The following is a 12718-nucleotide window of genomic DNA, read 5'->3' on the forward strand; positions in this document are numbered from 1 at the left end:
ACATCCCGGGCAACGGTCGACGAACGGATCGACCCTTACGACCTTCTTCGCGGCTGTTGCATGATGGCGGGCATGACGGAGACCCCGCACCCCCTGTACGACAGGCACGCCGACACCCTGAACCGTGCGCTGACCGCGATCACGGAGCGGGGGTACTGGTCCGCCTATCCCGAGTCCCCCAGCCCCCGCGTGTACGGCGAGAACGCCGCCGCCGACGGCAAGGCCGCGTTCGAGGCGTACCTGAACGGCGACTTCCCGCTCGACCAGCCGGGCGACGGCGACACGGTCGCCACCGAGACCAGCCCGTTCGGCGTGGAGCTGAACGTGCGCTACCCGCACGCCGCCGCCGACCAGCTGGTGGGCGCCGCCACGGTCGCGCTGCCGGCCTGGCGCGACGCCGGCCCGCAGGCCCGGGCAGGGGTCTGCCTGGAGATCCTGGACCGGCTGCACAAGCACATCTTCGAGCTGGCCAACGCGGTGCAGTTCACCAGCGGCCAGGCCTTCGTGATGGCCTTCCAGGCCGGCGGCGCGCACGCGCTGGACCGCGCGCTGGAGGCCGTCGCCTACGCGTACGCGGAGATGACCCGGCACCCGGGGACGGCCGGCTGGGAGAAGCCCGCCGGCAAGGGTGACCCGCTGCGGATGACCAAGACGTTCCACGTGGTGCCTCGCGGGGTCGCCCTGGTGATCGGCTGCAACACCTTCCCGACCTGGAACTCGTACCCCGGCCTGTTCGCCTCGCTGGTCACCGGCAACCCGGTGATCGTGAAGCCGCACCCGCGCGCGGTGCTGCCGCTGGCGATCACCGTGAAGTACGCCCGGGAGGTGCTGGCCGAGGCCGGCTTCGACCCGAACCTGGTGCTGCTCGCCCCCGAGGCGTCGGGGGAGAAGCTCGCCTCGACGCTGGCCCTGCACCCGGCCGTGAAGATCGTCGACTTCACCGGCTCCACCGAGTACGGCGACTGGCTGGAGGAGAACGCCCGGCAGGCGTCGGTCTACACCGAGAAGGCCGGCCTGAACACCGTCGTCATCGACTCCACCGACGACTTCGCCGGGATGTGCCGCAACCTCGGCTTCACGCTGACCCTGTACAGCGGCCAGATGTGCACCACCTCGCAGAACATCCTCATCCCCGCCGGCGGCATCGAGACCGACCAGGGCCACAAGAGCTTCGACGAGGTGGCCGGCGGGATCGCCGCCGCGGTCGGCAAGCTCACCGCGGACCCGGCCCGGGGCGTCGAGCTGACCGGGGCGATCGTCAACGACGGGGTGCTGGAGCGCCTCGACGAGGTCACCAAGGTCGGCGAACCGGTGCTGGAGTCGCGTACCGTCGCGCACCCGGCGCTGCCCGGCGCGGTGGTGCGGACGCCGACCATCGTGAAGCTGGCGGCGGACGACACCACGACCTACGGCAAGGAGTGGTTCGGGCCGATCTCGTTCGCCATCGCCACCGACTCCACCGCGCACAGCCTGGAGATCATGCGCTCCACGGTCGGGGAGAAGGGCGCGCTGACCGCTGGGGTCTACTCCACGGACGAGGCGGTGCTCGACGCCGTCGAGGCCGCCGCGGTCGAGGTGGGCGTGCACCTGTCCTGCAACCTGACCGGTGGCGTCTTCGTGAACCAGTCGGCGGCGTTCTCGGACTTCCACGGCAGCGGCGCCAACCCGGCCGCCAACGCCGCGCTCACCGACGGCGGGTACGTGGCGAACCGGTTCCGGATCGTGCAGAGCCGCCGGCACGCCTGAGGTTGCTGTCGGGGTTTCCGGGGCGGCCTGCCCCGGAAACCCCGGCGGGGTGCGCCGCGACCGGGCGGCTCAGGTCGAGCCGGTGGTGAGATCGATCAGGCCGGGCGGCGCATCTGGAGTTCGCGCATGGCCGGCACGGTGGGGTGCGGGACGCGTACCCCGGTGTCGGTGAAGCCGAGCTTCTGGTAGGCGCGGAACGCCCGGTCGTTGCCGACCACGACCTCCAGCATCAGCTCGGGGCGGCCGCAGGCGCGTGACCAGGCGCCGACGGCGTCGATCAGCGTGCTGAGCAGCCCGCTGCCGCGCCAGGACGGGGTCACATAGACGGCGTAGACGACGGTCAGCCCCGGTTCGTCCGGGGCCACCGTGCCACCCGCGTGCCCGACCAGCCGGCCGCCGGGGTCGGCGACGAACTGGGCGGTCCGGCCGCCCTCGGCGACCTGGGCGATGCGGGCCGCGTACTCCGCGTGCGGACGGGCGGCGGCCTGGGCGACCGTCTCCAGGAAGGCGAGCGGCGTGTCGGCCAGCATCTCCAGCCGCAGCGCGCGCATCCGGGCGGCGTCCTGCGGACGGACCCGGCGGACGCGGGCCGTCCGGGCGTCCGGTGGGGCCGGGGCAGATGTCATGTCCGCATGCATACCGCAACGACGGCGGCCGATGGCTCGAACGGTGCACCGAGCGCCGGAATGTACCGATTTGTGGTCGTGCGGCGTCGTCACTCCTCGTGTAGCGTGCGATTTCGGTCACCCGATTCAGTGGTCGTCGCCGATCGCCGGAACGGTGGTCCTCCGGTGCCGTCCCCGTCGGTGCCGGGGTCGTGGAACGCCGTGCAGAGTGAGGAAGTGCACCGTGGCACAGGGCACCGTGAAGTGGTTCAACGCCGAGAAGGGTTACGGCTTCATCGCCGTCGACGGCGGCCAGGACGTCTTCGTCCACTTCTCCGCCATCGAGATGGACGGCTACAAGGCGCTGGACGACGGTCAGCGGGTGGAGTTCGACGTCGCCCAGGGCCAGAAGGGTCCGCAGGCCGAGCGGGTCCGCGTCATCGCCTGACCCGCGCCGCACGCCGACCCCGGTCCGGGGCAGCGCCGCCCGTCGGCGCCAGGGAAGATCATGAGCCGTTCCAGGCGTCGTCGCTGAGGAGGCTCCATGTCCGACCAGTCCCCGCCGGGTCCGCCGGATCCCCACAACCCGTGGGCCGCACCCGGCCAGCCGGTCCCCGGCGAGCCACCGCCCGGCGCCTTCCCGCCCGGCCAGCCCTACCCTGGCCAGCCCTACCCTGGCCAGCCCTACCCTGGCCAGCCCTATCCCGGCCAGCCCTATCCCGGCCAGCCGTGGCCCGGGCAGCCGCAGGGTTGGGTCTTCCCGCCGACCGGCGGCTTTCCGCCCGGGGCCGGCCCGTACGCCGGCTTCCCGCCGGGTCAGCAGCCCTACGGCTGGCCGGCCGCGACCGGTCACGACCCGAACGACCCGCTGGTCAACCCGCCGTACGCCGGAATCAACGGCTGGTTCGCGCGCTGCACGGGCGCACTGCGCCGGGGCTGGCGGATCCTGCTGCCGCTGATGCTGCTCACCCAGGTGGTTCCCGGCGCGGTCTTCTCGCTGCTCTCCCTGGGCCTGGGCCCGTCCGATGAGTCTGTGGCCGCCGACGGCTCGCTGCCCGACGGCTACCTGACCGACATCGCGGTCTTCGGCGGCGCGGTGCTGGTCGCCGTCCTGCTCGTCGGCTTCATGCAGAGCCTCGGCTGGGCCGGCGGCACCTGGGTGGTCGCCCGGCAGGCGGCGGGCGAGCCGGCCGACCTGGCCGGTGCGCTCCGCTACGGCCTGCGTCGGGCGCTCGGGCTGTGGGGCTGGACCCTGGCGGTCACCGTGCTGATCACGGTCGGGTTCTGCTTCTGCCTGCTGCCGGGCGTCTACCTGGCCTTCGCGCTCGCCCTGACCGGCCCGGTCTACCTCTTCGAGCGGGAATCCCCGATCGGCCGGTCCTTCCGCTTCTTCCACGACCGGCTCGGCATGGTGCTCGGCCGGGTCGCGCTGGTGGCGGCGGCGGTGATCCTGGGCAGCCTGGTCGGCGGGGTGCTGGAGTCGGTCGGCACCCTGCCGTTCGGCACCGACCCGCTGGCGTCGCCCGGCTCGGCCGTCGGCGCGGTGCTGGTGGTCGTGCTGAGCGCGGTGGTGGTCGTCCCGGTCTACCTGGTGCAGCTGGTCGGGCTGGTGGTCACGTACGCCGAGCAGCGCGGCCACGAGGCCCCGGTGAACGCCGCGCGACTGGCCGCGGAACTCGGCTGACCGGCCCCATCGTGCTTGCACTCGGCAGGTGAGAGTGCTAAACAAGTCATTGGCACTCGCATACCGTGAGTGCCAATGGTCGGGACGGTGGGGCCAAGGTTCCAGCGGCGTTGGAGACGCCGGTGGGGCACATGGCCGGTCGTCGCGGGCTATCCGGCCCGGCCGAAGGACGTCGTCGTCGCCAGGTGGCGACGTCCCAAGGTGCGTACACCAGGCGGCCCATCCGGGACTCACACTCGGGTGGCCCGTGAGTGTCCAGGAGGACAACGCCGTATGGCCAAGATGATCGCGTTCGACGAAGAGGCGCGCCGCGGCCTCGAGCGGGGCATGAACCAGCTCGCCGACGCCGTAAAGGTGACCCTCGGCCCCAAGGGCCGCAACGTCGTGCTCGAGAAGAAGTGGGGTGCCCCCACCATCACCAACGATGGTGTGAGCATCGCCAAGGAGATCGAGCTCGAGGACCCGTACGAGAAGATCGGCGCTGAGCTGGTCAAGGAGGTCGCCAAGAAGACCGACGACGTTGCCGGTGACGGCACGACGACGGCGACCGTCCTGGCCCAGGCCCTGGTTCGCGAGGGCCTGCGCAACGTGGCCGCCGGCGCCAACCCGATGGCCCTGAAGCGGGGCATCGAGGCCGCCGTGGCCAGCGTCTCGGAGGAGCTGTCCAAGCTCGCCAAGGACGTGGAGACCAAGGAGCAGATCGCCTCCACCGCCTCCATCTCGGCCGGTGACAGCACCGTCGGCGAGATCATCGCCGAGGCGATGGACAAGGTCGGCAAGGAAGGCGTCATCACCGTCGAGGAGAGCAACACCTTCGGCCTGGAGCTTGAGCTCACCGAGGGTATGCGCTTCGACAAGGGCTACATCTCCGCGTACTTCATGACCGACCCGGAGCGCATGGAGGCCGTCTTCGACGACCCCTACCTCCTGATCGTCAACAGCAAGATCTCGTCGGTCAAGGACCTGCTCCCGATCCTGGAGAAGGTCATGCAGTCGGGCAAGCCGCTGCTGATCATCTCCGAGGACATCGAGGGCGAGGCCCTGGCCACCCTGGTCGTCAACAAGGTCCGGGGCACCTTCAAGTCGGTCGCCGTCAAGGCGCCGGGCTTCGGTGACCGCCGCAAGGCCATGCTGGCCGACATCGCCATCCTCACCGGTGGCCAGGTCATCAGCGAGGAGGTCGGCCTCAAGCTGGACGCCGTCGGCCTCGACATGCTGGGCCGCGCCCGCAAGGTCGTGGTGACCAAGGACGAGACCACCATCGTCGACGGTGCCGGCGACGCCGAGCAGATCCAGGGCCGGGTCAACCAGATCCGGGCCGAGATCGACAAGAGCGACTCCGACTACGACCGCGAGAAGCTGCAGGAGCGGCTGGCCAAGCTGGCCGGCGGCGTCGCGGTGATCAAGGTCGGCGCGGCCACCGAGGTCGAGCTCAAGGAGCGCAAGCACCGCATCGAGGACGCCGTCCGCAACGCGAAGGCCGCCGTCGAGGAGGGCATCGTCCCGGGTGGTGGCGTCGCGCTGGTGCAGGCCGGCAAGACCGCCTTCGACAAGCTGGACCTGGTCGGCGACGAGGCGACCGGTGCCAACATCGTCAAGGTCGCGCTGGACGCCCCGCTGCGGCAGATCGCCGTGAACGCCGGCCTCGAGGGCGGCGTCGTGGTGGAGAAGGTCCGCAACCTCGAAGCGGGTTACGGCCTCAACGCCGCCAACGGCGAGTACGTCGACCTGCTGGCCGCGGGCATCATCGACCCGGCCAAGGTGACCCGCTCGGCGCTGCAGAACGCCTCGTCGATCGCGGCGCTCTTCCTCACCACCGAGGCCGTCGTGGCGGACAAGCCGGAGAAGACCCCGGCCGCCCCGGCTGGCCCGGGTGGCGGGGACATGGACTTCTGAGTCCAGTTCCACCAGTACGCCGGAAGGGGCGGGCCGCGCGAGCGGTCCGCCCCTTTCCGCGTCTACCGGGGCAGCGGGCGTTGGTTGCGTCGTTTCGCCGCCCGGTCGTACGGCGGGCGGACCGGGACCGGCTCGTCGACCACGGTCACCGGTTCGTCGGCGTCTGGTTCGTCGGCTCCGGACATCTCCGCCAGCTGCTCGGCGTCGCCGTAGTCCCGCCGGTCGAACGGCACCGCGGCGGGCCGTTCGGTCTGCTCGTCGTCCGTGGTCATGGCCGCCTCCTCTACCGAAACGGTAGGGGGCATCGATCATCCGTGCGGGCAAATGGCGTTATCCGGGTCTATGTACCATTTGCCCCGCCGTCGATCCGTCAGAGCGTTCGGCGGTACAGGAAGAAGACCCGCTCGATCCGCGCGCCCGCGCTGCCCGAGTAGAACGGCACCGGCCCCACCCAGCCGATCTGCGCCGCCGCGACCCCGGCGTCCCGCTGGTCGGCCAGGCAGCGGCGCAGCAGCACCCCGCCGATGCCCGACCCCTCGGCCGCGGGCGCCGTGCCCATCGGCCCGAACCAGCTCGGCCGCGACGATCCCCAGGCGGCGAAGCCGAGCAGCTCCCCGTCCCGCTCCGCCAGGTGGCAGCCGGCGCCCTCCCGGCCCACCGAGCCGGCCAGCTCGGCGTGCCAGAGGCCGCCGAAGGTGGACCGGGCGAACTCCGCCAGCGCCGGCAGGTCCGCCGGCTCCGCCCGGCGGACCACCACCCCCTGACCGGCCAGCCGCCGCTCCGCCGGCTCCGTCGTGCGCAGCGCCGGCGATCCGTCGTACGACAGGTCGGCGGTCATGTTCCACGCCGTGTCCTCCTGCCGGTAGCCGAGTGCCATGGCGAGGCAGACCGCCGGGGTGTACCGCACGTCGATACCGGGCCAGGCGTAGTACGGCGGGTTGCCGGCGAGCAGCACCTCGGCCGCGCCGAGCTCGGCGAGCCGCCGCTCCGCCCCGGCCAGCAGTGCCCGCCCGACACCCCGGCGCCGCCGGGCCGGGTCCACCGCCAGCAGGTCCACGTGCCCGACCCGCGGGTCCCGCGCCGAGAGCGACCCGATCAGCACCCCGACCAGCTCGTCCCCCGCGTACGCCCCGAAGGCGACCACCGTCCGGTCGGCCGCGGCCCGGGTCCAGAGGGTGTCCACCACGGCGTCCGCCTCGGCGGCGTCCTCGGGCAGGTCCAGGGCGCGCCGGCAGAGCGCCACCACGGCGGGGACCCGGTCGGCGGGCAGGTCGGCGAGGGTGAGGTCGGGCTCCATGGTCGCCGACCCTAGATCAGCCACCACCGGTCGGCGCAAGACCCGGTCAGCCCCGGGCCGCCCGCACCGCCGCGTACGCGTCCACCAGCCCCGCCCCGGTGATCGCCGCATCCCCGCCACAGGTGTCGACCGGGTTCCGCGACCGGTGGGTCGGTCGCACCGGGGTCGCCGTCTCCCGCAGGATCCGCCGGGTCCGGTCCAGGTCGCCCACCAGCGCGGGATTGGCCGACCACATCAGCGCCACCACGCCCGCCACCTGGGGGGTGGCCATCGAGGTGCCGTCCAGGGTGGCGTACCCGCCGCCCGGCATCGCGGAGAGCACACCCTCGCCCGGGGCGACCAGATCCGGTTTCGACGCGCCGCCCGGTGCCGGCCCCCGGCTGGAGAAGTCCGTGACCTGTCGGCGCTGGTTCACGGCCCCGACGGTCAGCACGTCGGCGTACGGTGCCGGCGGGTCGGCGATCGACCCGCAGTACGGCCCGGTGTTGCCGGCCGCCGCGACCACCAGGATGCCGGCGGCATCCAGCGCGGCCGTGGCCGGGCGCAGCGCACCGGCGTCGCAGCCCTCCAGCGGCGGGCAGCCCCACGAGTTGGTCAGCACGTCCGGCGCCCGCTCCGGGCGACCGTCGGTGAACGGGTCGCCGCCGGCGGGAAAGGGGGCCAGCATGAACTGGAGGCAGTCGAGATAGTGCGCCGGGCTGCCCAGGTTCCGGTCCAGGTTGACGCAGCCCACCCAACGGGCGTCGGGAGCCACCCCGATCCCGCCCCGGCCGACCGCGCTGCCCGTTGTGTGGGTGCCGTGTCCACCCTGGTCGGTAGGGCCGCGGGTGCCGTCCCACGGGTCGTACCAGGAGTCGTCGCCGCCCCGGAAGCCGGCGGCGAGCGCCGGATGCGCACCGTCCACCCCGGAATCCGAGCTGCCCACGACCACGCCCGAGCCGGTGACCCCGAGCTCGGACCAGACCCGGTCCGCCCCGATCATCCGGACGTTCCAGGTCGGCCCGCCGGGCGCCGGCAGGTCACCGCGGGTGGTGGGCGCGGCCTCCGGCAGCGGCCGGACCCGCTGGCTGAGCAGCACCCGGGCCACCTCGGGACGCCCGGCCAGCCAGGCCCGCACCGCCGGACCGCCGTCGGTCTCGATCGCGTTGACCAGGTAGTACGGCGTGGGGCGCAGGCCGAGCCGGGACAGGTCCCGGCGCAGCCCGCCCTGGGTGCGCTCGGCGGTCGCCACCAGTCGGCGGTAGACCTCGGCGGCCCGGGCGTCGCGGCCGGCCCGGCCCGGGGTCCCGGCGGGGATGCCGGCGAGGTCGGCCTGCTCGCGGAGCACCACCAGCAGCCGCTCGCCGTGCAGGCCGGGCTGGCCGGGACCGAGGTCGACCACCCCGACCGCGACGAGCAGGACGCCCGCGGCCAGCGCGGCGACCCGGCGGCTCGGGGTGCGTCCGTGCCGGCGGGCCAGCAGGACGCCGTACCCGATGGCGAGCAGGAGCGCGACGGCGAGCCCGGCGCCGGCGGCGACCGCCACCCAGAACGGCACGTCCCGCCCGGCGACCAGAACGACGGAGATCTCCTCGGGATCGGCGAAGGCCAGCGGCCCGAAGAGCGCCAGGCCGACCAGCCAGCGGACCGGGGCGGCCCCGGCCGGTGTGCCGCCGCGCCGTGCCGCCACCTGGAGCGCGCCGAGCGCGAAGCCGACCGGTGGCAGGACGAACAGCGCGGGCAACTGCGCGCCGGACTGCCCGGTGCCGGCGGCGAGCAGCAGCAGGACGACCCCGCAGACCAGGCCGCCGACCAGCGTCAGCCGGGCCGGGTGAGCCGGCCGTCCCCGTCCCGCCACCGCGGACGGCTGCGCCGGTCCGGCGGTCACACCTGGTCCGGCAGCCCTCTCCGGCTCGTCGCCCGTGAAGCAGGACCAGAACCGGTCGTTCAGCAGTACACCGGCCAGCGACCCGACGGCAGCGGCCGCGAGCGCGGCGAGCGCGGTCTCCAGCAGACCGCCCAGCGCCCCGAGCCAGGCCCAGGGGAGTAGCAGCGTCAGGCCCGCGGCCACCGCCAGCAACGTCGTCGGTGTCCAATTCCACTTCTTCGGCCCCGTCTTCCGGTCCGCGGCGGCGATCGTGGACTCGGCGTCGGTTCGCGGGAGGACGCGGGCCGCGGCCATGGCGAGCAGGACGGCGGTTCCGGCCAGCGCGGCCAGATAGAGCTCGTGGTGGGCTGCCGGAAGTGCTCGCAGGCAGGTGAGCACGCCGAGCGCGAGCACGCCGGCGAGCCAGCCACGGCCGGTGGCCCGGACGGCGGCCGACCGGGGCAGCAGGGCAACCAGGAGGGCGGGCAGGCCGACCAACGCGGTGGTGGTCAGCGCCAGCACCGGCCAGAGCCACACCCACCGGTCGAGTCCGCTCTCGGTCTGCAGCTGTTCGACCACCCACCCGGTGGCCTGGAGCAGGGCGGTGACCGGCACGGTCCAGACGCCGAGGAAAGACGCTGCCACCACCGGCCACGGGCCTGGAGGACGGGCGGCTCCGGGCGGGAGGGGGTGATTCGACGGAGGGGGTGGGTAGGCCCGCATCCGGAAACCCTACGACGCTGTTGTGGGCCCGGTGCTCTGGCCGGGCCCGCGCGCCAGCCGGTCGATCCATCCGCCGAACTCCCGAGCCGGGTGGCCGGCCAACAGGCTCACGCCGGGTAGTCATCTGCGCTGAATCCGCCCGACCCTCCCCTCCGCTTTGCTCTGCTGCCCTCCCGGCAACACTCACTCCCGGTAGCTGTTGCGTAGGGGGCAGCAGAGCAAAGGGAGTGGAGGAGTGACGGGGATGTCGGCGGGGAAGGCGGAGGACGAACTGCTCAACCGCGTTCGAGGGCGGTGATGACGCCGCTGCCGGCGGTCCTCGGACCCCCGCAAAGGTCACTGAGAGTGGCCGATGTCCGGGGTTCGGCCCGCTTACTCCGGGTGACCGGCCGGAGGTGTGCCGAGTCTGACCCGGCCAGGGCCTGCTGTGCGACGCCCCGGACAGTTACCGTGGACGGGTGCGCGACCCCAACGTGTCCCGATCCGCCGCCGGCCAGCTTTCCCCGGAGCGTCGGGCCGCCGACCTGCGCCGGCTGCGCGCCGAGCGGTTCGACGTCCTGGTCATCGGTGGTGGGGTGACCGGGGCGGGGGCCGCGCTGGACGCCGCCTCCCGCGGGCTCAAGGTAGCCCTGGTCGAGGCCCGCGACTTCGCCGCCGGCACGTCCAGCCGGTCCAGCAAGCTGATCCACGGCGGCCTGCGCTACCTGGAGCAGTTGGAGTTCCATCTCGTCCACGAGGCGCTCACCGAGCGCGGCCTGCTCGCCACCCGGCTCGCTCCGCACCTCGTCCGGCCGGTCCCGTTCCTGGTCCCGCTCCCCACCAACGACGGGCTGCGCGACCTGCCGGCCCGGCTGTTCCGCCGCTCCTACTACGGCGCCGGGGTGGCCGCCTACGACGCCTTCGCCGGGCTCTTCGGCGGCGGCCGGGGCATGCCGCTGCACCGGCACCTGACCCGCGAGGGCGCCCGCCGGACCTTCCCCAGCCTCAAGGCCGAGGGCCTGGCCGGCGCGATCCGCTACTACGACGGCCAGGTGGACGACGCCCGGCTGGTGACCACCCTGGCCCGCACCGCGGCCAGCCTCGGCGCGACCGTGGTGACCAGCGCCCGGGCCGTCGGCCTGATCCGGCAGGCCCGCGAGGTCACCGGGGTCCGGGTCCGCGACCTGGAGGCGCGCCCCGGCTCGCCGGACGCCGAGTTCGAGGTGAGCGCCCGCACCGTCATCGCCGCCACCGGCGTGTGGAGCGACGACATGTCGCGGATGCTCAACGACGTCGGGCTGCGCCCCGGCATCCGGGTCCGGGCCTCCAAGGGCGTGCACCTGGTGGTGCCCCGCTCGGCGATCACCGGCGAGACCGGGCTGATCCTGCGCACCGCCACCAGCGTGCTCTTCGTCATCCCGTGGGGCGGGCACTGGATCATCGGTACCACCGACACCGACTGGCGGCTCGACCGGTCCCACCCGTCCGCCTCCGCGCGGGACATCCAGTACCTGCTGGACCAGGTCAACGCGGTGCTCGACCGGCCGCTCTCCACCGCCGACATCGAGGGCGTCTACGCCGGGCTGCGCCCGCTGCTGGCCGGCGAGGCCGACTCCACCTCCAAGCTCTCCCGGGAGCACGCGGTCTTCGAGCCGATGCTCGGGCTGCTGCTGGTCGCTGGCGGCAAGTACACGACGTACCGGGTGATGGCCTCGGACGTGGTGGACCAGGCGGCCCGCCGGCTCGGCGGCGCGCGCCCCTCGCGTACCGCCGACCTGCCGCTGCTCGGTGCCGACGGGTACGCCGCGATGTGGCGGGACCGGGCCGACCTGGCCCGCCGGCACGGGGTGCCCGTCGGGGTCGTCGAACACCTGCTGGAGCGGTACGGCACGCTCACCGTGGAACTGCTGGCGCTGATCGACGTCGATCCGCTGCTCGCCTCCCCGCTGGCCGGGGCCCCGGAGTACCTCGCCGCCGAGGTGACGTACGCGGCCCGCGCCGAGGGGGCGCTGCACCTGGAGGACGTGCTGACCCGGCGTACCCGGATCTCCTTCGAGACCACCCACCGCGGCCTGGAATCGGCCGGGCACACCGCGGAGCTGATGGGCGCGGTGCTCGGCTGGGACGCGGCCACCCGGGAGCGGGAGGTCGCCCACTACCGGGCGCGGGTGGAGGCGGAACGCGAGTCGCAGTTGATGCCCGACGACGCCACCGCCGACGCGGCCCGGCTCGGCGCGCCGGACGTCCGCGGCTTCGCCGCCGACCGGGGCGTCGACGACGACAGCGTTGAACTGCCCACCTCGTCCCGCTGACCGACCCCTAGTGCGGTTCCGCCCACCCCTGGTGGTCCGGTCGGCTGGTTCCGAGCGCTACCTACGGTGGGGTAGGTTGCGGCGCGTGGTTCCCACTAAGTGGTCACGCACGTTGGCCCTCACCGCCGTCGCCGTCCTGATTTCCACAGTCACCGGTTGCGCGGTGTTCGGCTCCGACGACGCCGGATCCACAGCGGAGCGTCCCGTCGGGGGCGCGACCGGGACCGCGGGCGGTTCGGCCGGTACGAGCGCGGGTCGGGTCAGTCTGGTGCAGAAGCTCGGCCAGGACGGACCACTCCGGTCGCTCAACGTGGAGCCCGACGGCCGGTGGGAGTGCGACGACTGCGCGGGTGACGGCGTGACGTCGACCGGCGCGCTGGACGACGAGCAGGTCGCCCGCCTCCAGGGGCTGCTGGCCGACCCGCGGCTGGCCAAGGAGACCGACCAGGCCCGCCAGTACCGGGTGAGCTGCATCGACGCCCTCACGTCCAGCCTGCTCACCTCGGCCGGCCTGATCACCTCGCAGGACTGCCCGGGCGAGGAACGACCGCCGGTGGCCAACGAGATCCTGCTGCTGCTCACCCAGGCCACCCCGGCCGAGCCGGCGGCCTGACCGCCCCCGGGCACCCG

10 protein-coding genes are annotated in these 12718 nt (G+C 73.5%); 6 read left to right on the forward strand and 4 right to left on the reverse strand.

Annotated elements, in window-relative coordinates:
• Positions 1–72 precede the first annotated feature (72 nt).
• The gene (gene paaN, locus V6U81_RS09470) at positions 73–1746 is read left to right on the forward strand and encodes a phenylacetic acid degradation protein PaaN (RefSeq protein WP_334486832.1); all 1674 of its coding nucleotides are present in this window, start codon (positions 73–75) and stop codon (positions 1744–1746) included.
• 95 nt (positions 1747–1841) lie between these two features.
• Here the strand turns inward: paaN and V6U81_RS09475 are convergent, their stop codons facing one another.
• The gene (locus V6U81_RS09475) at positions 1842–2372 is read right to left on the reverse strand and encodes a GNAT family N-acetyltransferase (RefSeq protein ID WP_334486834.1); all 531 of its coding nucleotides are present in this window, start codon (positions 2370–2372) and stop codon (positions 1842–1844) included.
• Between the two features lie 223 nt (positions 2373–2595).
• On the opposite strand from V6U81_RS09475, the gene V6U81_RS09480 reads away from it, so the two are divergent.
• The 3 genes from V6U81_RS09480 to groL all read left to right on the forward strand — a co-directional run bounded on the left by V6U81_RS09480 (position 2596) and on the right by groL (position 5931).
• The gene (locus V6U81_RS09480) at positions 2596–2799 is read left to right on the forward strand and encodes a cold-shock protein (protein WP_334486837.1); all 204 of its coding nucleotides are present in this window, start codon (positions 2596–2598) and stop codon (positions 2797–2799) included.
• 96 nt (positions 2800–2895) lie between these two features.
• Positions 2896–4035 (forward strand): hypothetical protein, encoded by a 1140-nt coding sequence (locus tag V6U81_RS09485; RefSeq protein ID WP_334486839.1) that lies wholly within the window; start codon positions 2896–2898, stop codon positions 4033–4035.
• Positions 4036–4308: 273 nt separating this feature from the next.
• Positions 4309–5931: a chaperonin GroEL gene (groL, locus tag V6U81_RS09490; RefSeq protein ID WP_334486841.1), complete on the forward strand. Its 1623-nt coding sequence runs from the start codon at positions 4309–4311 to the stop codon at positions 5929–5931.
• Between the two features lie 62 nt (positions 5932–5993).
• On the opposite strand, the gene V6U81_RS09495 is transcribed toward groL, so the two are convergent.
• The 3 genes from V6U81_RS09495 to V6U81_RS09505 all read right to left on the reverse strand — a co-directional run bounded on the left by V6U81_RS09495 (position 5994) and on the right by V6U81_RS09505 (position 9797).
• Positions 5994–6203 carry a hypothetical protein gene (locus V6U81_RS09495; protein ID WP_334486844.1) on the reverse strand — a complete coding sequence of 70 codons (210 nt, stop codon included), beginning with the start codon at positions 6201–6203 and terminating at the stop codon, positions 5994–5996.
• Positions 6204–6301: 98 nt separating this feature from the next.
• The gene (locus tag V6U81_RS09500; RefSeq protein ID WP_334486847.1) at positions 6302–7228 is read right to left on the reverse strand and encodes a GNAT family N-acetyltransferase; all 927 of its coding nucleotides are present in this window, start codon (positions 7226–7228) and stop codon (positions 6302–6304) included.
• Positions 7229–7274: 46 nt separating this feature from the next.
• Positions 7275–9797: a S8 family serine peptidase gene (locus V6U81_RS09505; protein ID WP_334486850.1), complete on the reverse strand. Its 2523-nt coding sequence runs from the start codon at positions 9795–9797 to the stop codon at positions 7275–7277.
• 473 nt (positions 9798–10270) lie between these two features.
• On the opposite strand from V6U81_RS09505, the gene V6U81_RS09510 reads away from it, so the two are divergent.
• Complete coding sequence (locus V6U81_RS09510) at positions 10271–12088, forward strand: glycerol-3-phosphate dehydrogenase/oxidase (RefSeq protein WP_334487147.1); 1818 nt, start codon at positions 10271–10273, stop codon at positions 12086–12088.
• Between the two features lie 268 nt (positions 12089–12356).
• Positions 12357–12701 (forward strand): hypothetical protein, encoded by a 345-nt coding sequence (locus tag V6U81_RS09515; RefSeq protein ID WP_334486853.1) that lies wholly within the window; start codon positions 12357–12359, stop codon positions 12699–12701.
• The last annotated feature ends 17 nt before the right edge of the window (positions 12702–12718 follow it).

Origin of the sequence: Micromonospora lacuserhaii (genome assembly GCF_036902735.1) — a bacterium.
Taxonomy (GTDB): domain Bacteria; phylum Actinomycetota; class Actinomycetes; order Mycobacteriales; family Micromonosporaceae; genus Micromonospora.

Bases quoted from the DNA above. Each gene is read 5' to 3' on its own strand.
- paaN (WP_334486832.1), top strand. From the start codon at position 73: ATGACGGAGACCCCGCACCCCCTGTACGACAGGCACGCCGACACCCTG.
- V6U81_RS09485 (WP_334486839.1), top strand. From the start codon at position 2,896: ATGTCCGACCAGTCCCCGCCGGGTCCGCCGGATCCCCACAACCCGTGG.
- V6U81_RS09475 (WP_334486834.1), bottom strand. From the start codon at position 2,372: ATGACATCTGCCCCGGCCCCACCGGACGCCCGGACGGCCCGCGTCCGC.
- V6U81_RS09495 (WP_334486844.1), bottom strand. From the start codon at position 6,203: ATGACCACGGACGACGAGCAGACCGAACGGCCCGCCGCGGTGCCGTTC.
- V6U81_RS09500 (WP_334486847.1), bottom strand. From the start codon at position 7,228: ATGGAGCCCGACCTCACCCTCGCCGACCTGCCCGCCGACCGGGTCCCC.
- V6U81_RS09505 (WP_334486850.1), bottom strand. From the start codon at position 9,797: ATGCGGGCCTACCCACCCCCTCCGTCGAATCACCCCCTCCCGCCCGGA.
- groL (WP_334486841.1), top strand. From the start codon at position 4,309: ATGGCCAAGATGATCGCGTTCGACGAAGAGGCGCGCCGCGGCCTCGAG.